The following is a 24048-nucleotide window of genomic DNA, read 5'->3' on the forward strand; positions in this document are numbered from 1 at the left end:
TGAAGAATGAGGTGAAGTCATGAAGGTGATCGTGATCGGCGCCGGTCTCGGCGGGCTGACGCTCGCTCACGGGTTGCGCCGGGCGGGGATCGACGTCGCGGTGTACGAGCGAGACACCCCGCAGGGACGTCCGCAGGGCGTGAGCCTGCACCTCGACGAGCGCGGGAGGTCGGCGCTGCACGCATGCCTGCCCCCGGCGCATTTCGCGATGGTCGAGGCCACCACGGGAGGACCGCGCGAGCAGACCCTGACACTGTCCGATGTGGACGGGGAACTCGCGATCACGGGCGTTCAGCCGAGCCTGGCAAGACCCGGCAGGCAGGTACACCGGCCGTTGCTGAGAGCGGTCCTGCTGACCGATCTCGACGACGTGGCCAGGTTCTGGACGGAGTTCACCCGGTTCGAACAGCGCGCCGACGGCACGGTCCGGGCGTGGTTCGCCGACGGGAGCACGGACACCGCGGACGTTCTCGTCGGCGCGGACGGAATCGGCTCGGCGGTCCGCCGCCGGTATCTGCCCGACGCGCGGGTGGTGGACACGGGACGCCGGATGATCATGGGCGCGACTCCGCTGCGGGCCGTCCTCGGCACCGGGCTGCCCGGCCTGATCGGCCACAGCCCCGCGACTGCTCGCATCCGCGGCACGACGGTGGTGGTGGCCGTGCTGCGGTTCTCCGAAGCTCCCCTGTCCGCGCGACGGCGGTGGCTGCCCGCCCTGCGTCGCACCGCGGCCGAAATCGAGGACTACGTGATGTGGGCCTTGCCCGCCACACGGGAGCCGAGCATGGAGATGCCTCCAGCCCTGCGGACGATCATCGGCGAGGCATGGCCGGACTTCACGGTCGCCCTGCGGATCGGATCGATCCCACCGCCGGAGCCCTGGCGCGCCGGTCCGGTGACGCTCCTCGGCGACGCAATCCATCTCGCCCCGGGCTTCGGCGGCAACCTCGCGATGCAGGACGCGCGCCATCTCTGCGAAGCGCTGGCCGAGGCGCACCACGGACGGCTCGGCCTGCTCGACGCGATCGGCCAGTACGAGGACACGATGCGCCGCAACGGTTTCACGAAGGTGGGCGCGTGAGCCTCGACGTGCTGACCCGGAAGTCGCTGTCGTTGTTCAGCGCGGTGGGCGGTTGGCGCACGGTCGCCGAAGGTGTCGCGTCGCGGGTGGTGTTCCTCGTCGCGTACCTCGTGACCGGGCAGGTGCTGACGTCGGCGCTGATCACGGTCGGCGCCGTGGTCGTGCTGGCCGCGGTGCGGCTGTTCACCGACCGCAAGGTCTGGCAGCCGTCGATCGGGGTGATCGTGGTCGGGGTGTCCGCACTGCTGGCCGGGAATTCCGGCCACGCGGCCGACTTCTACCTGAGCACGGTCCTCTGGCAGGCGGGAGGCGGGGTGCTGTTCGGACTGTCCATCCTGGTGCGACAGCCGGTCATCGGGCTGGTGCTGGGCAGGCTACGCGGCGAACGTCAGACCTGGCGGCGCGATCGACGGCGGCGTCGGCGGTACTACCTGTGCACGACGATCTTCCTCGCGAAGTTCGCGATCGCCACGGCCGCGCTGGTGCCGCTGTACCTGGCGGGGACGGTGATCCCGCTCGGCATCGCCGCCACACTGCTGGGCGGCGCGCCCGCGGCGGGCGTCTGCCTCTATCTGTGCTGGCGGATCCTGCGCGAAGAGCCGCGGACCGCCGGGTGAGACGACGGTTGCCAGGAAAGGCCCTTTCCTGGCAACCGCGAGTTCAGCCCACCGCGATGGACTGGAACTTCACCTCGATCCGGGGCGGCCCCGTCCCGTCTCCGGACCCCTTCTCGGCGTCCACGCCCCCGCGCGCGACCTTGTCCAGGGTCTGGAGGCCCTCGTCGGAGATGCTCCCGAACACCGTGTAGTCCGGCGGCAGTTCCGCTTCACCGAAGACCATGAAGAACTGGCTGCCGCCCGAGTCCGGGTTCTGGGTCTTCGCCATGGCGATGAGCCCGCGACCGTACTTGAGCTCGGGGAAGATCTCGTCCGGGATCGTGTAACCCGGTCCGCCCATTCCGGAGCCCTCCGGGTCGCCGCACTGGAGCATCTGCAGTCCCGAAACGCCGAGCCGGTGGCACGAGGTGCCGTCGTAATAACCCTGCTGCGCCAGCGAAAGGAAGTTCGCCACGGTGCACGGAGCGAGGCCGCGGTCCAACGTCAGCCCGATGTCACCCGCGCTCGTCTTGACCGTGACCGCCGCCGTGCCGGAAGCCGGAGTCGGTCCCGCCGCCGGCGGGTTCACCTTCTTCGCCGCCTCCTTGCTGGTGTCCGCCGGATAGGCGCACTCCGTCGGATCCGCGAGCGGGGTCGTGCGTTTCGGCAGTTCGGTGCGGGCGGACGGGATGTTCACCGGGCTCTGCGTCGTCGTCTCCTGGGAGCTGGAGGCCGGAGCCGACGAGGACGACGCGACCGCGCCTTTGTCCTTCGAGTCCGACAGGAAGAAACCCGGCGCGACGAACCCCAGGATCGCCACGACGGCGACCACCACGACAAGTCCCAGTACCCCGAGCCCGACCCACAGCGCCGTCTTGTTCGAAGACGGCGGCGGCTGCTGCGGCGCGCCGTACCAGCCTTGTTGCTGGTACGGCTGCTGCGGATAAGGCTGCTGCGGGTACGGCTGCTGCGGGTACGGCTGCCCCGGCTGAGGGCCGGGGTCGGGCGCCTGGCCTTCGGGCTCTCCCGGCTGCGGCGGCTGGGACATCTGTGCTCCTGTCGTCCGGAGGAAGTACAGGGACACTCTTTCGTATCGCCCTTCAAGAGGTCACGGCATCCCCCATGGCGCGCTGTCCCCGTTCGACGGCACGGCCCGGATCTCGAAGTCCGGCCGGTCGCCCGCACGGTGCACGACAGCCTCTTCACCGCGCCGCAGGTCGATCCGGACGTCACCGTTCGGCAGCCGCCGCCAGCGTTTCGGCCGCCCCCACCGGTCACGGACGGTCAGCTCGCCGTCGAGATCCGTCCGCAGCACGCACGGCGCCCCGGCCTCGCTGGTGATCTTGACCCACCGCGTCTTCCCGCCCTGCCGCGAGGCGCTGAGCAGGAACGCCCCCTCCGTGCGGAAGTCGCGCAGCGCGGCGTCGGCCCATTTCGCGGGCAGCGCCGGGAAGAGCCGGATCACGCCACCCCAGCTCTGCACGAGCATGTCGTGCAGCGACTGCGCGGCCGAAAGCGGTGTCTCGATCACCGGACCGGATTCCTTGTACATCGTGTTCGGCTGGATGTAGCGCCGCTGCAGTTCACCGAGGTAGAACTCCGCCTTCTCGCCGCGCAGCATCTGCGCCGACATCGACGCGGCCCCGGTGAACGTGTAGCCCTGCAACGCCCCCTCGAAGCCCACCCAGTGATCGAGCGAGGTCTCGATGATCCGCCGGTGCTCCGGCCGCTCCCAGGTGATCTCGTACAGCGGGTAGATCTGCAGCAGATGCGAGTAGTGCCGATGCGACTTCGCGAACGGCACCCCCGCGCCGATCATGTAGCCGTTGGCGTCGGCCGGATACGGGACGAGTGTGGCCAGGACCTCCCGCCACCGTCGCGCGAGCGGATCGTCGACGCGCAGTTCCGCCGCCGACTCCAGCAGGGTCTTGCAGCCCCATCGGATCAGTGCCAGGTCGTAGTTGCAGTCGGGCGCGTTGACGCCGTACTCCGGGGAGAACGTCGCCGGAAGATGAAGCTTCCCGTCGGCCCCGGGCGTCAGGAAGTGGAGGTAGTAGTTGATCGCCTTGCGCAGCAAGGGGAACAGGGTGTCCCGCAGCAGGAGCCGGTCCATCGTGTGCCGATACGACAGCCAGACGTTGTGCAGCGCCCAGGTGAGGTTCCCGACCTCCGGCGTCGGTGTCTCCTTGCCCGGGATGCCGACCGGGAAGCCCGCGTTCGTCCCGACCGCGCCGTTGAGCAGGTTCATGTCCGTCGTACGCGGGATGCCCGCCGAATCGTGCTGGTACGGCTCGGCGACCTGGCTCGTCAGATTCGCCCGGTACTTCCCGAGCGCGTGGCCGACGGCGTCCAGTTCGAGGTGGTTGGACCCGTGGATGAGCCAGTACTCGAGCTGGACGTTGAGGTTCCACCAGGTCGCGGGCCACGGGGTCGGCTCCAGCCACGGTCCGCAGGTCGCCATCACCGGAGCCTCCCGGCGCGCGGCGGAAGCGATCTTGTACAGCTGGATCCAGTAGAAGCTCTGGAGCCGGGTGTCCGGAATGGACAGGAAACCGTGCCGGTAGTAGTCGTGCCACCAGCGGCGGTGTCCGGCCGTCAACGCCGAGAACGGCTCGGCGCGACGGACCGTCTTCAACGCCTCCCGCACGGCGGTCCGCTTCGGATACGACCAGGCCACGGACGTGTACAGCGTCCGCTTCGAGCCCTGGGCGACCTCGCGCCACGCCGTGACGTGTTCGCCGCCCGACAGCAGGGTCTGCACGGAAAGCCTGCTGTCACCGCTGCTTTTCAGAGTCGCGGGCGGGTTGGCGGCATACCCGGCGGGCGGCGGCTTCCCGAACTTCGGATCCGTTCTCGGGCTCACCGCCTCCGCCGGATGGAAGACCCAGGCGAAACCGCGCTCCCCCTCGGTCGGCTCGATCTCGACGGCCAGGAGAGACTGTCCGGTGTGGACGATCGCGCGCAGCGACAGGCTGCCCGCGGCCGTGGTGATCGTGCCCCTGAGCTCGGCGTTCCAGAGGTCCATCCGCCAGTCGATCCCGGTGATGGCACCGACCGGTTCGAGGGTGAAATGCCCGATCGGCAGCCGTGCGAGCCCGAACAGGGAACCGAACTCCGGCCGGTGATCCTGTACTTCGCTGTGCTGGACGTTGAACCGGACGGCGTTCCGGCCGGGTTCGGCGTAGATGCCCGAGCCTAGGAAACCGTTGCCCAGAAAGGGCCCCTCGTACCAGGTCTTCGGCATCCGGCGCCAGATCAGGTCGGCCGTGCCGAGGAATCCGGGCCAGTCGAGGCCGCCGAGCGCGAAGTCGTTCTCCACCGCCGACGCGGACGGCGCGAATCCGGCCGCGGCCACGCCTGCCAACGCCCCGCCGAGCACCGTCCTGCGAGTGATGTCCATGCTCAGATCCCCCAAGCCGGAGTCGAACGGTCGCCGGGCACGTCCCGCGGCTCCAGTTCCGGACGCGTGCCGCGTCGCGAGACAACGGCCGTCCCGCCGCGATGGAGCGGAATGGAGATCGTGCCGGGACCCGCGTGGCGCCAAGGAAGGCGCCGTCCGCGCGCGTCACGGACCTCGATGTCGCCGGGAATCCCGTGCCGCAGGGTGAGCGGCTCCCCCGCCTCGCTGCGGACGCGGATCCATTCGGTCGCGCCGTTCCGCCGGGACGCGTCCACGAGGAACGCCCCCTCCGCGCGCAGGCTTTCGAAGGACGCGTCCGGCCACGCCGACGAGACCGACGGGAAGACCTTGAGCACGCCGTGGTCACCCTGCAGGAGCATGTCCACAACGGACTGTGCGGCGGTGATGGGACTCTCGATCGCGAGGTTCGCCCCCTCGCGGTACATCGTGTTCGGTGTCAGCTGGGTGTTCGCGACGACGGTTCCGTCGAGGAAGATCTTCAGATAGCGCAGGGCTTCCTCGGGCTGGTTCATCACGGAACACATCGACGACGCCGCCGCGAAGCTGTAACCGTGCCATTTCTCCTGCGCGCTCGACCAATGCGCGAACGTACGGCGCATGATGTCCCGCTCTCCGGGACGATCCCAGAGTTTCTCGCGCAGCGGATAGAGCCACAGCAGATGCGAGAAGTGCCGATGCGAGTCGGCCAGCGGGACGCCGTCTCCGATCAGCACGCCTTGAGCGGGATCCTGGTGGTACGGCACCAGCTTCTCGCCGATCTCCCGCCACGCCGGCACCCGCGGATCGTCGATCCGTAGCTTGGCCGCCGATTCGACGAGGGTGCGCGCGGCCCAGCGGATCAACGACAGGTCGTAGGTGCAGTCGGCCGCGTCGGCGTACTCGGGCGATCTCGTCATCGGCAGATGCAGGGCGCCGTCCGGGCCCGTCGCGAGGAAATGCCGGTAGTAGTTGAGCGCCTTGGCGAGCGTCGGATACAGGACGTCGCGCAGGACCCGGTGGTCCATGCTGTGCCGGTACGCGAGCCAGACGTTGTGCAGACCCCAGATCAGGTTTCCGGTCTGGTCGTTCTTGGTGGCGGGCCCGGGGACCCCGACCGCGCGGGCGCCGCCGGGCCGCAGCCGCCAGTCGCCCGGATGCGAAAGCGCGTACGTGTCGCCGTCCCGGTGAGCGGGAGGCACCGAGAGTTCGAGGTTGGCGTAGTCGCGACGGAAGGTCTCGGTGACGGCGTCGAGTTCGGGATGGTTGCTGCTGTTGACGATCGGATACGTGACCTGGACGTTCAGGTTCCACCACACCGCCGTCCAGCTGTTGCCGACCTCCGGGAACCACGGCCCCCACTCGGCGACCACCGGGCCGCTCGCGCGGGTGGCGCACGCGGTCTTGTACAGCTGGATCCAGTAGAACCGCTGGATCCGTTTGTCCGGAATGGACACGAAACTGCGCCGGTAGAAGGCGTTCCACCAGCGCCGGTGCCCGGCGACGAGCAGGTCCGGGACCACCGTCGACGCCCGATTGACCCTGGTGATCGCTTCCGCGGTGTGCGTCGGCTCGGGGAACCCGTACGCGACCGTCGCCGCCAGAAGCCGTCGCGTGCCGATGGTCCGCTCGCGCCACGCCGTCGTGTATCCGCCGCCGGCGTGGAGCGGCTGCTCGCAGTACCGGACGGCGCCCGCACTGACGAGCTTCGGATCGGGATTGGCCGTGTAGTCGGGCGGTTTACGGATCGTCCGGGTGGTGGCCGACTTGAGCGGCGTGAACCCCCAGTCCGCCGCCGCCTCCCCGGTGAGCGAGACGAGAAGGAGGTCCTGGTCGTTGTGGACCAGCGCGGAGAAGCGCACCGAGCCGCGGGTGGTGGTGATGGTGCCGCCGAGTTCGGCGTTGTACAGGTCGAGGTGCCAGTCCACCGCCGTGATCGCGCCCTCGAAGGTGAGGGTGAGGTAGCCGATCGGGAGCCGCGAGTACCCGATGGCCGCTTCCCACTGCCCGCGCTGGTCCTGGACGCGCGAATGGCTGAGCATCACCTTGAGGACGTTCGGCTGCGCGCCCGCGTAGAACTGGACGCCGAGGAAGCCGTTGGCGAGGAACGGGCCCTCTTGCCAGCCCGTCGGCAGCCGCTTCCAGACCATGCGCGCGTCGTCGACGATCCGGCGACGGACGTCTTCTCCGGCGAGCGCCGGTGGCGCACCTTGAGCCCAGAGGCCACCGAGCGCCGCCGCCCCCGCCGCGACCCTCAGCATCGATCGCCTGGACAGCTCGGCCATGGGGCGCCTCCAGATTCATACTACGTTTACCGCAGATCAAGTCCTGGCGACCGGCATGTTTCCAGAGATCAGCGCACTTTGACCAGTACGCTCACCCGGAAAGCGGCAGATACATCCGACCTATCGGTCAGCGGGCGAGGTAGGCACGAGTAGCGTCAGGCGAGGCGTGACCGAGCATCTCGGAGGCGGTGCCGAGATCGGCTCCGGCGCGGAGCAGGTCGATGGCGAAGGTCTTGCGCAGAGTTCGCGCGGAGAGCCCTGGCATGCCGATCAAGGTCCCGAATGTGGCCACGACGTCATTGACCGACCTCGGAGACACTCGGCAGCCAAAAGCGTTGAGGAAGTACGCCGGTTCCTCGTCAGCACCCGGCCGCTCGGCACGGACCCGGAGATAGGCGTCGAGCGGAGGCCGAAGCTCGGGCGGCAGCGGAATCGTCCGCCGTCGCCCGCCGCGCACGATGACCGAGCCGGTCGACACGTCCCGCAGATCGAGTGCGGAGAGTTCGGTGACCCGAACACCGGTGTGCGCCAGGAAGTGCAGGACCGCCACGTCCTTGGTCGACAAAAGGTGCGCCGCCGCGGAGAGCATCTCGCGCGGTTCGCGGTCGGCCAATGGGGACAGTGTTGCCGCCTCGAACGACCGGCGCACATCGATCCGGTCCAGCTTTCCGCGCACGACCCCGCCCAGCGGGGTATCGGGCCATTTCCGCCACCGCAGGGGCCGGACCTTCAACAGGTCCTCCTCGGCGGTCGCCGCATGTTCGAGGTCCACCGGTCCGCGGGCCGAGGTCAGCATCTGTTGATCGCGGTGCCGATTCGCCTGGTTCACACGGCGTTTGTGACGTGGAAGGTTCTTGCGCGAAGCCTTGTCGTTCGCGCCGTAATCGTTGCGACGATCCTTGGCGTAGCTCAGCCGCTTCTTCTCCTGCGGACTCTTCCGTCCCATGCTTCTCCCCCTGACGTCGGAGAAAGGACGATAACGAGACGTCCGAGCCGCCGACCACCGATTTACCGGGGCTGCCGCAGGTCGGGAGGTTCGAGCAAACGCGCCTTCAATGTCCGGACCGCCGCGTCGGACACACCACGCTGCCGCGCCCAGCCGGCGAAACTCCCGAAATCGTCCTCGACGCTGTCTAGCAGAGCGTTGATCGTGCTTTCGGTGCACCGGAACAGTTCCTCCGGCAACCGGAGCGAGCGGAAGCGCTCGATCACCCGGGGAAGGCTGTACGCGCTGCGCAGGTAGTCCTGGACGATCAGCTCCCGTGGCGCACCGGCGAGACCGAGCGCGAGGGCCGTGACGATCCCGGTCCGGTCCTTGCCCGACGCGCAATGCACCACGACGGGCCGGGCCAGCAGGACCGCCAGGATCTCGATGGCGACCGGGAGGTTGTCGTCGAGCCGGAGATGGTCGGCGTAAGTCGCCTCCAACGACCGTCCGCTTTGGACGGTCCGCAACGGCACGTTCGCGTAGCGGACTCCGGGCAGTGCCGCCCGGCCCTCGCCGGCCGTCTCGGCGCTGGAGCGAAGGTCGAGGACGCCTTCGATACCGAACCGGTCGAGCAGGAGGTCCTTATCCCTGCCAGTCAGAGCCTGCAAGGTGTCGCTGCGGAACAGCCGCCTCCGCCGGATCGGCCCGCCGCCGGTGTCGCGGAAGTTGAACGCGCCGGTGAGCGCGGAGGTCACCGGTGCTCCTCGCCGAACGTGATCGTCCCCGCCGAGCCGTCGACGGTGATCACCCGGCCGGTGGTGATCAGCGTGGTGGCGTCGGGGACACCGACCACGGCCGGGATCCCGTGTTCCCTGGCGACGGTGGTGCCATGGGAGATCATCCCGCCCGTTTCGGTCACGAGCGCGGCCGCGGTGAGGAACAGCGGTGTCCATCCGGGATCCGTCGTCGCGGCGACGAGGATCTCGCCCGGTTCGATCCGCGCCCCGTCGGGATCGCGGACCACCCTCGCCCGGCCGGTCACCACCCCCGCCGCCGCGGCCAGCCCGGCGAGGTCACCTTCGCCCGCATGGGACTCGAGCGCGGGCACGGTGCCGTCGGAAAGCAGGACCGACGGCACCCGAGGCCTGCGCGCCTCCCGCCCCCAGACCTCTCGCCGTCGCGCAACGATCGCCCGGAAGTCTCTGCCGTCCAAGGCTTCGCGGACTTCGGCGAGGTCGAGGAACATCACGTCGTCGGCCCGGCCCAGTCTCTCCGCCTGGACGATCTCCTCGCCGACGAGGAGCAACTGCTTCCGGAGCGCGGCGAAACCGCGCATGAGACAGAATTTCGGGAACTCACGCAGACCGCGCAATCGCCTCGACCGGCGCAGCAGGAAACGCGCCAAGATCACCCGGTGCGCTTTGGTCACCGGAAGTCGGCGAGTGAGTTCGACGATCCGTGTCTCGGCCGCCGCGGCCGTGCTTTCGAAGCGGGCTTCCGCACTCAGCAGATTCACCAGCATCGCGAAGACCGGCTCGGGATCGTCGGCCCAGCGGGGTACGCCGAAGTCGATCTCCGAGGTGGCGCGGCAACCGTAATCCGTCAGGAACGCCGCGACGCCGTGCTGGATGACGTCCGGCAGGGCTCCCGCGAGCTGTTTGGCGGCCAGCTCGTCGGGCGCGGTGTCCAGCAGCAGTCTGCGGGCCTCGTCGTCCCGTCGGATCGACTCTCCCGTGCGCCACAACGCCAGATCCATCTCGGTGGTCGGATTGTGCGGGATGCCGCGGAAAACGGCGGCGATCTCTGCCTCGTCCACGTAACCCCGCAGCAGCCGTCCGGCCAGCTGCCCGCCGACCGCACCCGCGGTATTGGCGTCACGCGGAAGATTCGCCTCGATCCGGCAGACGTCACCGCGAATGGACTCCACAAAGGACAGTCGCTGCCAGGCCGTCGCGTCGTCCGGTCCCGCGAACGCGGCGATCCGCCGTTCGGCGTCGCGGACGCCCCTGGCGCGGGCCCGATCCGGCAACAGCCACGCGGCGATCATCCGGTCCCAGCGGCGGCGCCGGTTCTCAGGCGGGGTGTCCTCGTCGGATCCGGGCGGCACCGAAGGGAACCGCTGGTCTCGGCCGAGCTGTTCGACCAACCGCCCCGACGGCGCCGCGAGGCTGTCCATGAACGCGGCCATCTTCGGCCGCTTCGCCGGGCTTCGCACGCCGTCGGTGATGTCCCAGAACAGCCACCCGTCCACGTCGACGATCTCGTCGGAGAAGCCGAGCGCGCTCATGTACGTCGCCATCCCGCGCTGCCGCTCCCGGATCATGGACGCGCCCATCGGCGTGAAGGGACGGTTGATCCCCTGGTAGACGTTGACCGACCAGTACGCGCGCGGCTCTCCCGCGGTCTCCGGGACCGGGAACAGCGTGGTGATGTGCCGCGACTGGGTCAACCACAGTTCGCCGTCGCCATCGAACGCCCACTCGACGTCCTGCGGCGCGCCGAAGTGCTTCTCCAGCCTCCTGCCGACGGCCGCGAGCTCACCCAGCCGTGACGGCGTCAAGCAACCCTCACCCGGCCCCTCGACGATTTCGCCCTTGCCGCTCAGCCGGTAGTGATCCGGCGTGACCGCACCGGAAACCACCGCTTCACCCAACCCGGGCGCGGCGTCGACGACGATTTCGGATCGTTTACCCGAAACCGGATTCGCCGTGTACAGCACCCCTGCGCACTCGGCCTCGACCAGGCGCTGCACGATCACCGCGATGCCGGGAACATGACCGGTGTCGTGCGCCTCCCGGTATCTCGTCGCCCGATCGGACCACAACGAGGCCCAGCACCGGCGCACCGCCGCGAGCACCTCGTCCGCACCCCGGACGCCGAGGAAGGTGTCGTACTGTCCGGCGAAACTGGCGTCCGGCAGATCCTCGGCGGTCGACGACGACCGCACCGCGACCGGACCGCCCCGCGAAAGCCGTTCGTACGCCTCGACTATCCCGGTTTCGAGCCGGGCCGGAAGCGGCGCGGCACCGTCCGCAAGAATCTGCCGGTACGCGGCGGTCGTGATACAGAAGCCTTCCGGCACCGGGAAACCCGCCGAAATCATCTCCGCGAGATTCGCGGCTTTGCCGCCGACGAGGTCACGAGGGCAGCCTTTCGCTTCGGCGAGCTGGAGAATCACTTTCGTTACCTCCCAGGGGATTCGCTTGGCCTGAGCTTGCCTCCTCAACCTCGGTTGAGTTCAAGTACGTTCTGGGAATTCGCGGCGTCGAGCCTCATATGCCTGGCGAAGCTCTCGAGCGACAGCCTCGGGCTCTGACCTGAGACGGCTGGGGAGGGTTTGCAGAACGGCGATTCCCGCAGCGGCGTATCTGGCGTTCCTGTCCAGGGTCTTCGCATAGTCCTCTTTCGCGAAGTGGAACTCGTAAGAGTCGATCTCCCAGGCGAGAGCGGCTTCCTTGAAGTAGCCGTCGGGTGTCGCGATGTACTCGCCCTTTTCGTCTCGGAGCTGGTGGTTCCAGAGCGGTTCGGGCAGGCCGGAGAGCCGCCAGACGCGCATCGCGTCGATTTCGGCGACGGACCGGGCCCCTCTGAGGACATCACGCAGCACCTGACGCGGGATCGCCGTGCCGCGATTGCTTCCCGCGTCGAGCTCCTCCAGTAACTTCGCCGGGCTCAGCCCACCGGATTGCACCGCCTCGGTGAGCAAGGCCGAAATCGCGTTTGGTGAGCGGAGCCTCCTGCACAAGTCGAGAACGGCTCTGGCGAACGGCGCCACCGGAACACCGTCGTCGAACCGCCGCGGCGGCATCCGCGTCGTACGCTCGACGATCACGAATCCGGAACTGCTGATCTTGTGTTCATGCGGGACCAGCAGATGCACACGGGTTGCTCCCGCGGGAACCGAGCGCAGACCCCGGCGACGGCAGAGGGCCGCACCGGTGACCACGGCTTCCCGGCCGGCGTACAGCAACGCGGCGTCTACCAGCTGCCGATGGTCAGGCTCGCCGCCGCCGAGCAGGAGCACACCCGGCAGCAAGCGTCGCCAAGGACGCCCCGGTTGACAGCGCCGGTAGCAGGTTCTGGCGGGCGCACCGAGCTCCACGAGCCGGGCGACGGTGATCACGCCACCGCGACTGTGCTGGTAGAGCCGTTCGGGATCGTCGGCCCATTCTCCGGTTTTCACTCCATGATCGTCCGAGCATTCGGTGACGTCTCGCCAGTGCCTCCGGCGATCTGTGGACAACTCGCTCCGTCAGCACCGCCTGTGGACAACTCGCCGGATGTCCTGAAGGCCCCCTTTGAGACGTTGGATGTCTCAAAGGGGCCTTCAGGACACGCGCATCAAGCGAGCGGAAGCGGAGGCAGCGCCGGAGCGTCCAGCCAAGCATCGAAGAACCCACCAAGCGAACGCCCGGCAAAGCGTTCAGCGAGCGCAACGAACCCGGCAGTCGTCACCAGACCGTGCCGGTTCTCCATCGCCCAAGCCTTCACCAGCGGGAAGAAGACCTCGTCACCGACGGTACAACGCAAGGCGTGCAACAAAAGCCCGCCCCGCTTGTACACCCGCTCGTCGAACATCCGTGCCACGCCGGGGTCGGCGAGACGCAGGTCGGCGGGCTTCGCCTTCATCCGCGCGTGCCAGGTCTTCGCCCACACGTGCGCGCTCTGTCCGCCGGATTCCTCGGACCAGAGCCATTCCGCGTACGTCGCGAAGCCTTCGTTCAGCCAGATGTGCCGCCAATCGGCGACGGTCAGGCTGTTGCCGAACCACTGGTGCGCCAGTTCGTGGACGACGAGCCGTTCGTGCGTGCGCCGTCCGTCGACGTGGTTGGCGCCGAAGATCGACATGCCCTGCGCTTCGATCGGGTCGTCGAGGTCGTCGTCGGTGACGACGATGACGTACTCGCCGAACGGATACGGCCCGAACAGCCGCTGCAGCGAGTCCATGATCTGGCCCTGCCGCCCGAAATCGCGCGCGAAGGCCCGGCGTAGCCGCGGCGGGACGGCGGCCCGCTGCGGGACACCGCCGGACGCGAGCACGATGTCGTCGTACCGTCCGATTTGGACACTCATCAGGTACGTCGGCGTCGGCTCGGGCCGCTCGAAGACCCACTGAGTGGTGCTCGCGCGCGTGTACCGGGACACGAGATTCCCGGTGACGGCCACGAGATACGGCGACGACGTCGTGAGTGCGACACGGTACGTCGCCTTGTCCGCGGGATGGTCGTTGCAGGGGAACCACGACGGCGCCCCGACCGGCTGGCTCGCGACGAGCGAGCCGTCGGTCAGTTCGTCCCAGCCGATGTCGCCCCACAGCCCCGGAAGCGGCCGCGGATTGCCGACGTAGTGGACCTCCACCAGGAACTCGCTGCCGAGGGCCAGCGACTTCGCCGGCTTCACCTGCAGCTTGTGCGCACGCCGCAGGTACTTGGCCGGTTTCCCGTTGACCAGCACCCGGTTGATCCGGAAATCACCGAAGTCGAGCGTGAACCGCGACAGCGCCTGCGTCGCCTCCGCGGTGATGGCCGCGGAGGCGGACAAACGGTTGGGACCGATCTTGTAGTCCAGCTCCAGGTCGTAATGCCGGACCCGGTAACCGCCGTTACCGTGACGGGGCAGATAGGAGTCACCGGAGGTGTCCGCGCCGGGCGAGGGCTGCGCGGAGGCCTTCGAAATCACCCGCGAAAGACCCCGCTTTCCATTGTGTCTGTCTGTGAACCCGCGGCCGCGATCGACGTCGGCAGGGCGCTGGTTGACAGAAGACCGTCACGGTGCGTGGACACGGCGCCCTGCCACCGCGATAGCGGGGCCTTCGGCCAGGGCGGGTTCACCCCTGTGGTCACCATTCCGAACGCACCTCAGCTCCGCCAGCCGTTCCTACTTCGTCCAGGCCGAGATGGGATTACCCAGCCAGCGCGAGTCGGCGGGAACCGCGTCGCCCCGGGTCACCAGGGAGCCCGGTCCGACGGTCGTCCGCGCGCCGATGCTCGCGCCAGGCAGCACGATACCGTGCGGCCCGAGCGTCGCTCCCTCGTCCAGGGTCACCGGCGACATCGTCATGATCCGGTCGTGGAACAGGTGCGTCTGCACCACACAGCCGCGGTTGATCGTCGCGCCGTCGCCGAGGCTCACCAGATCCGACTCGGGCAGCCAGTACGTCTCCAGCCACACGCCGCGCCCGATCTTGACGCCCATGGTCCGCAGCCACGCCGGCAGCAGCGGCGTACCGCCGAGCGAACCGATCAGCCACGGCACGGCGAGCGCCTCGACGAAGGTGTCGGCGAGCTCGTTGCGCCAGACGAACGAGCTCCACAACGGATGGTCGACCGCGCGGAACCGGCCGACCAGCAGCCACTTCATCGCGGTGGCGGTCAGCGCGGCGACGGCGCCGGCGGCGAGCAGCAGCGGCCCGCCGAGCAGCACCGCGACCAGGAAACCGAACGACGACGCCAGCGCGAAGATCCCGGCGGCCACCAGCACGGTCAGCGCGACGCCGCACATCACCGGCACGATGCGGCAGAGTTCGACGAGTGCCCGGGCCGCCTTAAGCCGCAGCGGCGGAGTGAAGGTACGGCTCGTGTCGGCCTCGCCGACCGACCGGCGGACCGGAAGCGGCGGCATCCCGAGGTACGACGAGCCCTTCTTCGCCTTGAGCGGGGCCGACGACAGCACCCCGACCAGACCGCGTTTCGGCACCGAACGTCCCGGCGCGGCCATCCCCGAGTTGCCGAGGAACGCCTGCTTGCCGATCCGCGCCGGCGCGACGTGCAGCCAGCCGTGGCCGAGTTCGTAGGTGGCGACCATGGTGTCGTCCGCGAGGAACGCGCCACTGTCCACCTGGGTCATCTTCGGCAGCGCGAGCACGGTCGAAGCCTCGACGTTGCGGCCGACCTTCGCCCCGAGCATCCGGAGCCACACCGGGGTGAACAGGCTGGCGTACAAGGGGAACAGCCCTTCACGCGCCATGCCCATCAGCCGCTCGGTCGCCCAGACCTGCCACGCGACACGGCCGTGCACCGGGTGATAGCCCTCGACCATGCCGATGCTCAGCGAGCGGACGCCGACGAGCACGAGCAGGGCGTACGTAAGGAAGTACGCGACGGTCGCGAGCGGCGTGAACAGCAGCGCCTGGCCGAGCGCGGCGCCCAGCGACGGCGCACCGGCGATCGCGTGACCCAGCACGGCGACAGCGGGCAGGGCGGCGACGGCGGGCAGCAGCCCCAGCGCGACCGAAGTCGCGCCGTAGACCGAAGCCCAGAACCGCGAACGCGGCGGGCGGCTCGACGGCCACTTCAGCGCGTCCTTGCTGGCACGCGCGGCGGGCGCGCCGGCCCAGCGCTGCCCGGCGGGCACGTTGCCGCGGACGGTCGACCCGGCCGCGATCTCCGCGCCCTTGCCGATTCGCGCACCGGGGAACAGCGTGCTGCGCGCGCCGATCCGGGCGTCGGCGCCGATCCGGATCTTGCCGATGTGTACGAGGTCGCCGTCCACCCAGTGGCCGGACAGGTCGACCTCGGGTTCGACGGCGGCACCGCGGCCGAGCTTCAGCATACCGGTGACCGGCGGCGGGGAATGCAGATCGACGTCCTTCGCGATCCGCGCGCCGAGGGCCTTGGCGTACGTCGTCATCCAGGAAGCGCCCGCGACACTGTCCGCGCCGCTGAACTCGGCGAGCTTCTCGGCGGTCCACAGTCGCAAGTGGACATTGCCGCCACGCGGGTAGCTGCCGGGACGGACTCCGCGCAGCAGCAGCCGGGAGCCGGTCGCCGAGATCGCGATCCGCCCGGCCGGGCTGAACAGCACGATCCACGCGACCGCGATCCACGCCCAGTTCAGCGTCGGCGCCCAAGCGAAACCGGCCAGCGACAGCACGTTCGACAGCGTCGCGGCGATGGTCGTCCAGCGCAGGCCGACCAGGCCCATCAGCGGGATCATCAGCAGCGACTGGATGATCCCGGCCTTGCGCGGGGTGGGCGCGATGTCGCGGCGTTCGGTCTTCTCGCCGCTCAGCGCGTCCAGCATCGACGCGAGCGCGCCGAGCTTCGGGTTCGCGTAGATGTCGCTCACCGACACCTGCGGGTGGCGGGTGCGGATCCGCGCGATCAGCTGGGCGGCGGTCAGGCTGCCGCCGCCGTTGGTGAAGAAGTCGGCCTTCGGGCTGTCGACCGAGACGCCCAGGATCTCCGCCCAGCCTTCGGCGAGCCAGCTCTCCGTCGGCGACAGACCGGATTTCGCGGCGTCCACAGTGGACAGCGGCCAGGGCAGCGCGTTGCGGTCGACCTTGCCGGAGGTACGCGTCGGCAGATCGTCGATCAGCGCCAGCAGCGGGACGAGCGCGGCGGGCAGCTGCTCGCGCAGCCGGGTCGCGGCTTCGTCGTGGTCGAACTCGACCCCTTCGGCGGGCACGACGTACCCCACGAGCACCTGGTTTCCCGCCTTGGTGCGGCGGACCGCAGCCGCGGCACCCTGCACGCCGGGCAACGCCTGGAGCGCGGCGTCGACCTCACCGAGTTCGATCCGGCGGCCGCCGAGTTTCACCTGCTCGTCGAGGCGCCCGAGGAACAGCAGGCCCTCGGCCTCCGCGCGGACCATGTCGCCGCTGCGGTACGCGCGGCGCCAGCCCAGCGAAGGCAGCGGCGCGAACTTCTCGGCGTCCTTCTCCGGGTCCAGGTAGCGGGCCAGGCCGACGCCGCCGATGACCAGCTCGCCGGTCTCCCCCATCGCGACCGGTTCGCCCGCCTCGTTGACCACGGCGAGCTGCCAGCCCACCAGCGGCAGGCCGATGCGGACGGGGCCTTCGCCGGTCATCTGCGCGGCGCAGGCGACGACGGTGGCCTCGGTCGGGCCGTAGGTGTTCCAGACTTCGCGTCCCTCGACGGCGACGCGTTCGGCCAGCTCCGGCGGGCACGCTTCGCCACCGAAGATCAACAGGCGGACGTCTTCGAGCGCGTCGGCTGGCCACAGCGCGGCCAGCGTCGGCACGGTCGAGACGACGGTGATGCCCTGCGCGACCAGCCACGGGCCGAGGTCGACGCCGGTACGCACGAGCGAACGCGGCGCGGGCACCAGGCAGGCACCGTGGCGCCAGGCGAGCCACATCTCTTCACAGGAGGCGTCGAACGCGACGGACAGCCCGGCGAGCACGCGGTCTCCGGGGCCGATCGGCTCCTCGGTGAGGAACAGCTGAGCTTCGGCGTCGACGAAGGCGGCGGCCGAGGCGTGCGAGACCGCGACGCCCTTCGGCTTACCGGTCGAACCGGAGGTGAAGATGATCCAGGCGTCGTCGGTCGGGGCGGGCGAGCCCTCGACGCCGCCCGGCGAGCCGAGCACGGTGATCGCGCCGCCGTCGGTGACGACCGCGGCGACGTCGGCCTCGCCGAAGACCAGTTCGGCGCGTTCCTCCGGGTCGTCCGCGTCGACCGGTACATAGGCGGCGCCGACGGACAGGATCGCGAGGATCGCGACGTAGAGCTCGGCGGTGCCGGAGGAGATCCGGACGCCGACCCGGTCGCCGACGCCGACGCCGTTGGCGGTCAGCTTGCGGCCGTAGGCGTCGATCTCCTCGATGAGCTTGCGGTAGGACAGCGTGGTCTCGCCGTCCTCGATCGCGCCCGCGTTGGGGTGGCGGGCGGCGGTCTCGGCGAGGATGTCGATCAGGGTGCGCTCGCCCGCGCCGAGACCGGACCAGAACAGGGCTCGATCGGCGACCGGGGCGGGCGACGGGGCGACGGTGACGTCCGCGACGCAGGCGATCGGTCGTGAGTCGGCGGTCAGGGTCATCGGGAGATCACCACGGGCACGGCGGAACCATGGGCGCGCAAGCCCATCACACACCTTTCGCGAAGTGCGTCATTCGGGCTCGCTCTCCGAATGAGGCGCCCGCTAGCAGACCATCGACTTTACCGCAGGTGAACGACATATCTCGGGAGGGTCTCGGCAGAGTGTCGAAACTCACCGGTGGACACGCCGAAACCCGAGGTCATCGGCGTGTCCACCCAGTGAAATAGTCACCTACATCGTGAGAAAATCAGCGGGTCTTCGGTTTCCCCGCCGCTTTACCACCGGCCTTGGGCTTTTGCTTCTTTTCCCGCACCCGCACATTCACCCGAACGGGGCTGCCTTCGAAACCGAACCGCTCACGGAACTTCCGTTCGATGAACCGCCGGTAGCCCGCCTCGAGGAAGCCGGTGGTGAACAGCACCAGCGTCGGTGGCCGGATGCCCGCCTGGGTCGCGAACAGCACCTTCGGCTGCTTGCCACCGCGCACCGGCGGCGGGGTCGCGGCGATGAGGTCGGCCAGCCAGCCGTTCAGCTGACCGGTGGGCACCCGCTGGTCCCAGGACTTCAACGCGGTCCGCAGCGCGGGCGCGAGCTTGCGCACCGACCGCCCGGTGAGCGCGGAGATGTTGACCTTGTCCGCCCACGGCACCCGCACCAGGCCGCGGTCCAGTTCGCGGACCATGGCGTGGCGGCGGTCCTCGTCGACGAGGTCCCACTTGTTGAAGGCGAGCACGCAGGCGCGGCCCGCCTCGACGACCATGGTCAGCACCCGCAGGTCCTGCTCCGAAAGCGGTTCGGCCGCGTCCAGCAGCACGATCGCGACCTCGGCCGCGTCGATCGCGGTCTTGGTCCGCAGCGAGGCGTAGTACTCGGCGCCGTTGGCCGAGTTGACCCGCTTGCGCAGACCGGCCGTGTCGACGAACCGCCAGGTCTCGCCGTCGAGCTCGACCAGCGAGTCGACCGGGTCGACGGTGGTGCCAGCGACCGAGTCCACGACGGACCGCTCCTCGCCGGAGAGCTTGTTCAGCAGGCTCGACTTGCCCACGTTCGGCTTGCCGACCAGCGCGACGCGGCGCGGGCCGGTGGTGGCGCGGTCGCCGTCGCGCGGCATCGACGGCAGCGCCTTGACGATGGCGTCGAGCAGATCGCCCGAGCTGCGGCCGTGCAGCGCGCTGACCGGATACGGCTCGCCGAGGCCGAGCGACCACAGCGACGCGGTGTCGGCGAGCAGGCGGTCGTCGTCGACCTTGTTGGCGGCGAGCAGCACCGGCTTCTTCGAGCGGCGCAAGACCTTGGAAACGGCCTCGTCGGTGGCCGTCGCGCCGACACTGGCGTCGATGACCAGCAGCACCGCGTCGGCGGTGGCCATCGCCATCTCGGCCTGCGCGGCGACGCTGGCCTGGAGCCCGGTCGCGTCCGGCTCCCATCCGCCCGTGTCCACCAGCGTGAACCGGCGGCCCGCCCAGAACGCGTCGTAGGCGACGCGGTCCCTGGTCACGCCGGGGACGTCCTGCACGACCGCCTCGCGACGGCCGAGGATGCGGTTGACCAGGGTGGACTTGCCGACGTTCGGCCTGCCGACGACGGCGAGGACCGGCTGCGCGAGCTGCGCCTCCTCCTCGGCCTCGCCCGCGGCGATCTGCGCGTCGAGCGCGGTGAATTCGGACTCGTCGGACCAGGAGCCGTCGACCTCGCCGACTCCGTCAAGCTCTGTCATTTTCTCAATCCTGTCGCGTGTCTCGGAGCCCGTGCTCCAAGCGCCATTCGTCCAGTGCCTTCACGAGGTCCGCGAGCGCGATGCGAAGCCGCTCGGTTCCCTCCTCCAGCCCTGTCCTTCCCTTCCCGATGTCGGGAGTGAAAGGTTCGCCGACCATGATGTCGACGCGTGGCCGCCAACGCCTCTTGGCGCCGGCGGGTTTGTACGTCCCCCGAGTGGCGACCGGAACCACGGTCGCGTTCCCGGCGCGGACCAGGAAGGCCGCGCCGCGCTCGAAGTTTTCGGCGTCACCGAGGCCGCGGGTGCCTTCGGGGAAGATCCCGACCGCACCGCCGTCCTCGAGCACCTTGACCGCCGCCATCAGCGGCTTGCGGTCCACCGCCCCCCGTTTCACCGGGATCTGGCCCAGCTTCGGGAAGAACCAGCCGACGAACCCCCGGAAGAGTTCCTCCTTGACCAGGAACGCCGTGCGCCTCGGCAACATTCCGAAGAGCAGCTGCGGTTCCACCATCGAGCTGTGGTTGGCGATGAACACCACCGGCCCGGACGCCGGGACCCGCTCGGCACCGTGCACCCGCACCCGGAAGGCGGGCCGCACGATGAACTTCGCGATGCCGCGGCCGAACGTGTGAATCGGGCCGCTCGCGCCCTCGGGAAGCCCCTGCGCGGTCACCTCGTCGCCTCGGCCGGGCAACCCTCGAGAAGGCCGCGGTGCAGTGCGAGTTCCGCCAGCGCCACGATCACCTGGTCGATATTGAGCGCCGAAGTGTCCACCTCGACGGCGTCCTCCGCCGCGCGCAAGGGCGAAGCCGCCCGCGTGGAGTCGAGGCGGTCACGTCGTTCCACCGCCGCCTTGGCGACGTCGACGGTGGACTCGCGACCGGCGGCGGAATCCTGCGCGCTGCGGCGTGCGGCGCGGACTTCGGCCGACGCGGTGAGGAAGATCTTGAGCGGGGCGTCCGGCGAGACGACGGTGCCGATGTCGCGGCCTTCGACCACGATGCCGCCGACGCGGCCGAGCACCTCGGCGATGATCTCGCGCTGCCGGGCGACCAGCAGTTCGCGGACCGCGGGGACGGCCGAAACCGGCGACACCGCGGTGGTGACGTCCGCGCCGCGGATCTCGGCGGAGACGTCTTCACCCGCCAGGGTCACGGTCGCTTCGTCCGGGCTGGTCCCGATGCCGAATTCGGCCTTCCGGGCGACGTCGGCGATCGCGTCCGCGTCGGTCAGGTCGGTTCCGGCGCGCAGGACGGCGAGGGTGACCATGCGGTACATCGCGCCGGTGTCGAGGTAACCGGCGCCGAGTTTCGTCGCGAGCTTCCGCGAAACCGTGGATTTCCCGGTTCCGGACGGGCCGTCCATCGCGACCACACCACGCAGGGCTCCCGCCACCGAAACACTCCTCAGCTCATCCGTCGCTCATCTGATCGACGACCATTCTGCCTGGTGGCGAACGACACGCCTCAGCCGCCCACGGCGAACCGGTCGACGAGCATGCCGATGCGTTCCGCGCGCGCGGCCGCCGGGAGCCGGCTGCTGCGTTCGAGGGTGACCAGGCCGTGCAGGGCGGCCCAGAAGGTCTCGGTGTAGAGGGCCGGGTCGTACTGGCCGGCGACCGGGCCGACGACTTCGAGCAGCGCGCCGAACGCGTCCTTCAACGGCTCCGGACTGTCCGGGCTGGCGAAGCTCAGTTCACTGGCGAGAGTGAAGATCGCGTCGTAGAGCGCGGGTTTGCGGTCGGCGAAGTCGAAGTAGTTCCCGGCCAGCCGAAGCAGCGCGTCACGGGAGCCCTCCGCCGCCCCGGCCCCTCGCCGCATGTCGGCGGCCATTTCGGTGCAGCCCTCGAGCGCCGCGGCCGCCATGATCGCCCCCTTGCCGGAGAAGTGGCTGTAGAGCACGGGCTGGCTGTACTCGATCTTCGCCGCCAGCCGCCGGGTGGTGACCGCGTCCCAGCCCTCTTCTTCGGCGATCTCGCGAGCCGTGGTGACGATCAGCTGTTCGCGTTGCGAGCGATCCCGCTCGCGCCGGGGGTTCGTGACCATACGGGCATGCTAGCACCGCTAGACAAGCTAGCTGTGCTAGCACTAGTGTCGGCACCGTTCCTAGCGCTGCTAGCTTTTGGAGTCGGAGACCATGACCCGAATCAAGATCGCCTACGTCCTGTCCGCCGCCCTCGTGCTTTTCGTCCTCTACTTCGGCAGCGGTTACGTGTTCTTCCCGGCGACCCAGACGGGCGGATTCGGGCTGCCGGTGATGCCTTCCGAGGGCGACCCGATCCTCGCGGTCAAGGGCGTCCGTGACATCGGCACGGCGCTCGTGGTGCTCGCGCTGATCCTGTTCCGGAACGCCCGCGCGCTGGGCTGGGCGATGCTGGCGCTGGCCTTCATCCCGTTCGGCGACATGCTGATCGTGTTGACCCACAACGGATCCGTGGGCGCCGCGCTCGGCATCCACGGCGCGACGTGCGCCCTCATGGTGGTGATCTCGGCGTTGTTCCTGATCCGTCCCGCGCGAAACGGACAGTGAGTTACTGTTGTTCACGTGAACGTCGAAGTGACCCCGCTCCCCGGAATAGGCGTCCGCAAGGACTTCGCCACCCGCAACGGCCGCCGTGTCGGGGTGGTGACCCATCGCGATGGACACGTCGAGCTGATCGTGTCCAAAACGGACGATCCCGACGCCTGCCTGGCGTCACTTCCGCTCACCACCGACGAGGCGGGCGCGCTGGCGAACCTGCTCGGCGCGCCCCAGCTGGTCGCCCAGCTCACCGAAGAGCACCGGGATCTGCCCGGTATCAACACCAAGCAGCTGCCGATCAAGGCGTCGTCACCGTTCGACGGGCGGACACTGGGCGACACCGCCATGCGCACGCGGACGAGCGTCTCGGTGGTCGCGGTGATGCGGGCCGGACAGGTCCACCCCTCCCCCAACCCGGACTTCAACCTCACCGCGGGCGACGTACTCGTCGCGGTCGGCACCTCAGAAGGTCTCGAGGCCGCCGTCAAGATCTTGAAGTACGGCTGATCGCGGATGGATCACACCGCACTGTCCTTGATCGAACTCGGGGCGGTCTTCTTCGGGCTGGGCGCGTTGGGCCGCCTCGCCGGGAAGATCGGGATGTCCCCCATTCCGCTGTACCTGATCGGTGGCCTGTGCTTCGGGCAGGGCGGGCTGATCCCGCTCGGCGACATCGGCGACTTCACCCATCTCGCCAGCGAGATCGGTGTCGTCCTGCTGCTCCTCCTGCTGGGCCTGGAGTATTCGGCCGCCGAGCTGTTCACCGGGCTGAAACGCTCGTGGGTGGCGGGTGTCGTGGACATCGTGCTGAACGCCGCTCCGGGGGCGATCGTGGCGCTCATCCTCGGCTGGGGGCCGATCGGCGCGATCGTCATGGCGGGCGTCACCTACATCTCGTCGTCCGGGATCATCGCGAAGGTGCTCGGCGACCTCGGACGGCTCGGTAACCGGGAAACCCCGGTGGTGCTGTCGATCCTGGTGTTCGAGGACCTGGTGATGGCGCTGTACCTGCCGATCCTCACCGCGGTGCTCGGCGGGGTGAGCTTCCTCGGCGGGATGAAGGCCGTCGGGATCTCGCTGATGGTCATCACCGTGGTCCTGGTGATCGCGCTGAAGTTCGGCCGCTACGTCTCCGCGGCCGTCGACAGCCCGGATCGCGAGGTGTTCCTCCTCAAGGTCCTCGGCGCGGCACTGCTGGTCGCCGGTGTCGCTTCGGCGATGCAGGTTTCGGCCGCGGTCGGCGCGTTCCTGCTCGGTATCGCGATCTCGGGTTCGACGGCGGAGAACGCGACGCACATGCTCGAACCGCTGCGAGACCTGTTCGCCGCCGTGTTCTTCGTCGTGTTCGGGCTCAACACCAACCCCGCTTCGATCCCGCCCGTGCTCGGCTGGGCGGTCGTGCTGGCGGTCGCGACCACGCTGACGAAGGTCGGCACCGGCTGGTGGGCCGCGCGACGGCAGGGCATCGGGAAGATGGGCCGCGCTCGCGCCGGAGCCGCGTTGGTCGCGCGAGGCGAGTTCTCGATCGTCATCGCCGGGCTTGCGGTGGCGGCGGGTGCGGTGACCGGCGAACTCGCGGCGCTCGCGACGGCGTATGTGCTGCTGATGGCGATCCTCGGCCCGACGGCCGCGCGGATCGTCGAGCCGGTCGCTCGCGCTCTGCAGCGGAAGCCCTTCGGGTCGAAGACCGCCGCCTCCCAAACCGGCTGACCCGCCCTCACCTGCGCTATGAACGGGCCGTTCC

General features: G+C 69.4%; 18 protein-coding genes. 5 read left to right on the plus strand and 13 right to left on the minus strand.

From position 1 onward, the window contains the following. Positions 1-19 precede the first annotated feature (19 nt). Together AVR91_RS37220 and AVR91_RS37225 are read left to right on the plus strand one after the other, a co-directional pair. Positions 20-1081 (plus strand): FAD-dependent oxidoreductase, encoded by a 1062-nt coding sequence (locus tag AVR91_RS37220; protein WP_063272266.1) that lies wholly within the window; start codon positions 20-22, stop codon positions 1079-1081. Then, positions 1078-1698: a DUF3159 domain-containing protein gene (locus AVR91_RS37225; RefSeq protein ID WP_063272267.1), complete on the plus strand. Its 621-nt coding sequence runs from the start codon at positions 1078-1080 to the stop codon at positions 1696-1698. The genes AVR91_RS37220 and AVR91_RS37225 overlap by 4 nt, the downstream gene beginning before the upstream one ends. A 43-nt stretch (positions 1699-1741) precedes the next feature. Here AVR91_RS37225 and AVR91_RS37230 read toward each other — a convergent pair whose 3' ends face one another. From AVR91_RS37230 to AVR91_RS37290, 13 genes are all read right to left on the minus strand, one after another. Then, positions 1742-2725: a peptidylprolyl isomerase gene (locus AVR91_RS37230; protein ID WP_063272268.1), complete on the minus strand. Its 984-nt coding sequence runs from the start codon at positions 2723-2725 to the stop codon at positions 1742-1744. 60 nt (positions 2726-2785) lie between these two features. Beyond that, positions 2786-5077, minus strand: coding sequence for a glycosyl hydrolase family 95 catalytic domain-containing protein (locus AVR91_RS37235; RefSeq protein ID WP_063272269.1), 2292 nt, complete (start codon positions 5075-5077; stop codon positions 2786-2788). 2 nt (positions 5078-5079) lie between these two features. Beyond that, positions 5080-7359, minus strand: a complete 2280-nt coding sequence (locus AVR91_RS37240; RefSeq protein ID WP_063272270.1) for a glycosyl hydrolase family 95 catalytic domain-containing protein — start codon at positions 7357-7359, stop codon at positions 5080-5082. Positions 7360-7486: 127 nt separating this feature from the next. Continuing rightward, positions 7487-8305 carry a tyrosine-type recombinase/integrase gene (locus AVR91_RS37245; protein ID WP_063272271.1) on the minus strand — a complete coding sequence of 273 codons (819 nt, stop codon included), beginning with the start codon at positions 8303-8305 and terminating at the stop codon, positions 7487-7489. Between the two features lie 62 nt (positions 8306-8367). Then, entirely contained in the window at positions 8368-9042 is a 675-nt protein-coding gene (locus AVR91_RS37250) for a tyrosine-protein phosphatase (protein WP_063272272.1), read from the minus strand. Further along, entirely contained in the window at positions 9039-11465 is a 2427-nt protein-coding gene (locus AVR91_RS37255; protein ID WP_063272273.1) for a PEP/pyruvate-binding domain-containing protein, read from the minus strand. The genes AVR91_RS37250 and AVR91_RS37255 overlap by 4 nt, the downstream gene beginning before the upstream one ends. 60 nt (positions 11466-11525) lie before the next feature. Further along, on the minus strand, positions 11526-12410 hold the full coding sequence (locus tag AVR91_RS37260; protein ID WP_228709442.1) for a hypothetical protein: 885 nt from the start codon (positions 12408-12410) through the stop codon (positions 11526-11528). Positions 12411-12628: 218 nt separating this feature from the next. Continuing rightward, entirely contained in the window at positions 12629-13966 is a 1338-nt protein-coding gene (locus tag AVR91_RS37265) for a M1 family metallopeptidase (RefSeq protein ID WP_063272275.1), read from the minus strand. A gap of 198 nt (positions 13967-14164) precedes the next feature. Then, positions 14165-18067, minus strand: a complete 3903-nt coding sequence (locus tag AVR91_RS37270; protein WP_063272276.1) for a Pls/PosA family non-ribosomal peptide synthetase — start codon at positions 18065-18067, stop codon at positions 14165-14167. A gap of 247 nt (positions 18068-18314) precedes the next feature. Beyond that, complete coding sequence (der, locus tag AVR91_RS37275; RefSeq protein ID WP_063272277.1) at positions 18315-19784, minus strand: ribosome biogenesis GTPase Der; 1470 nt, start codon at positions 19782-19784, stop codon at positions 18315-18317. A 4-nt stretch (positions 19785-19788) separates the two neighbouring features. Further along, complete coding sequence (locus tag AVR91_RS37280; RefSeq protein WP_016335350.1) at positions 19789-20457, minus strand: lysophospholipid acyltransferase family protein; 669 nt, start codon at positions 20455-20457, stop codon at positions 19789-19791. Continuing rightward, positions 20454-21158: a (d)CMP kinase gene (cmk, locus tag AVR91_RS37285; protein ID WP_063272278.1), complete on the minus strand. Its 705-nt coding sequence runs from the start codon at positions 21156-21158 to the stop codon at positions 20454-20456. The genes AVR91_RS37280 and cmk overlap by 4 nt, the downstream gene beginning before the upstream one ends. Positions 21159-21250: 92 nt before the next feature. Further along, entirely contained in the window at positions 21251-21829 is a 579-nt protein-coding gene (locus AVR91_RS37290) for a TetR/AcrR family transcriptional regulator (protein ID WP_063272279.1), read from the minus strand. Between the two features lie 91 nt (positions 21830-21920). Between AVR91_RS37290 and AVR91_RS37295 the strand changes: the two genes are divergently transcribed. Genes AVR91_RS37295 through AVR91_RS37305 form a run of 3 tightly spaced genes read left to right on the plus strand, consistent with a single transcriptional unit; the run spans position 21921 to position 24014 of the window. Then, positions 21921-22313 carry a DUF4267 domain-containing protein gene (locus AVR91_RS37295; RefSeq protein ID WP_063272280.1) on the plus strand — a complete coding sequence of 131 codons (393 nt, stop codon included), beginning with the start codon at positions 21921-21923 and terminating at the stop codon, positions 22311-22313. A 15-nt stretch (positions 22314-22328) separates the two neighbouring features. Beyond that, positions 22329-22811 (plus strand): cation:proton antiporter regulatory subunit, encoded by a 483-nt coding sequence (locus AVR91_RS37300; RefSeq protein ID WP_063272281.1) that lies wholly within the window; start codon positions 22329-22331, stop codon positions 22809-22811. A gap of 6 nt (positions 22812-22817) precedes the next feature. Continuing rightward, positions 22818-24014 carry a cation:proton antiporter gene (locus AVR91_RS37305; protein WP_063272282.1) on the plus strand — a complete coding sequence of 399 codons (1197 nt, stop codon included), beginning with the start codon at positions 22818-22820 and terminating at the stop codon, positions 24012-24014. Positions 24015-24048: the final 34 nt, after the last annotated feature.

Origin of the sequence: Amycolatopsis keratiniphila subsp. keratiniphila (assembly GCF_001620365.2) — a bacterium.
Lineage (GTDB): Bacteria > Actinomycetota > Actinomycetes > Mycobacteriales > Pseudonocardiaceae > Amycolatopsis > Amycolatopsis keratiniphila.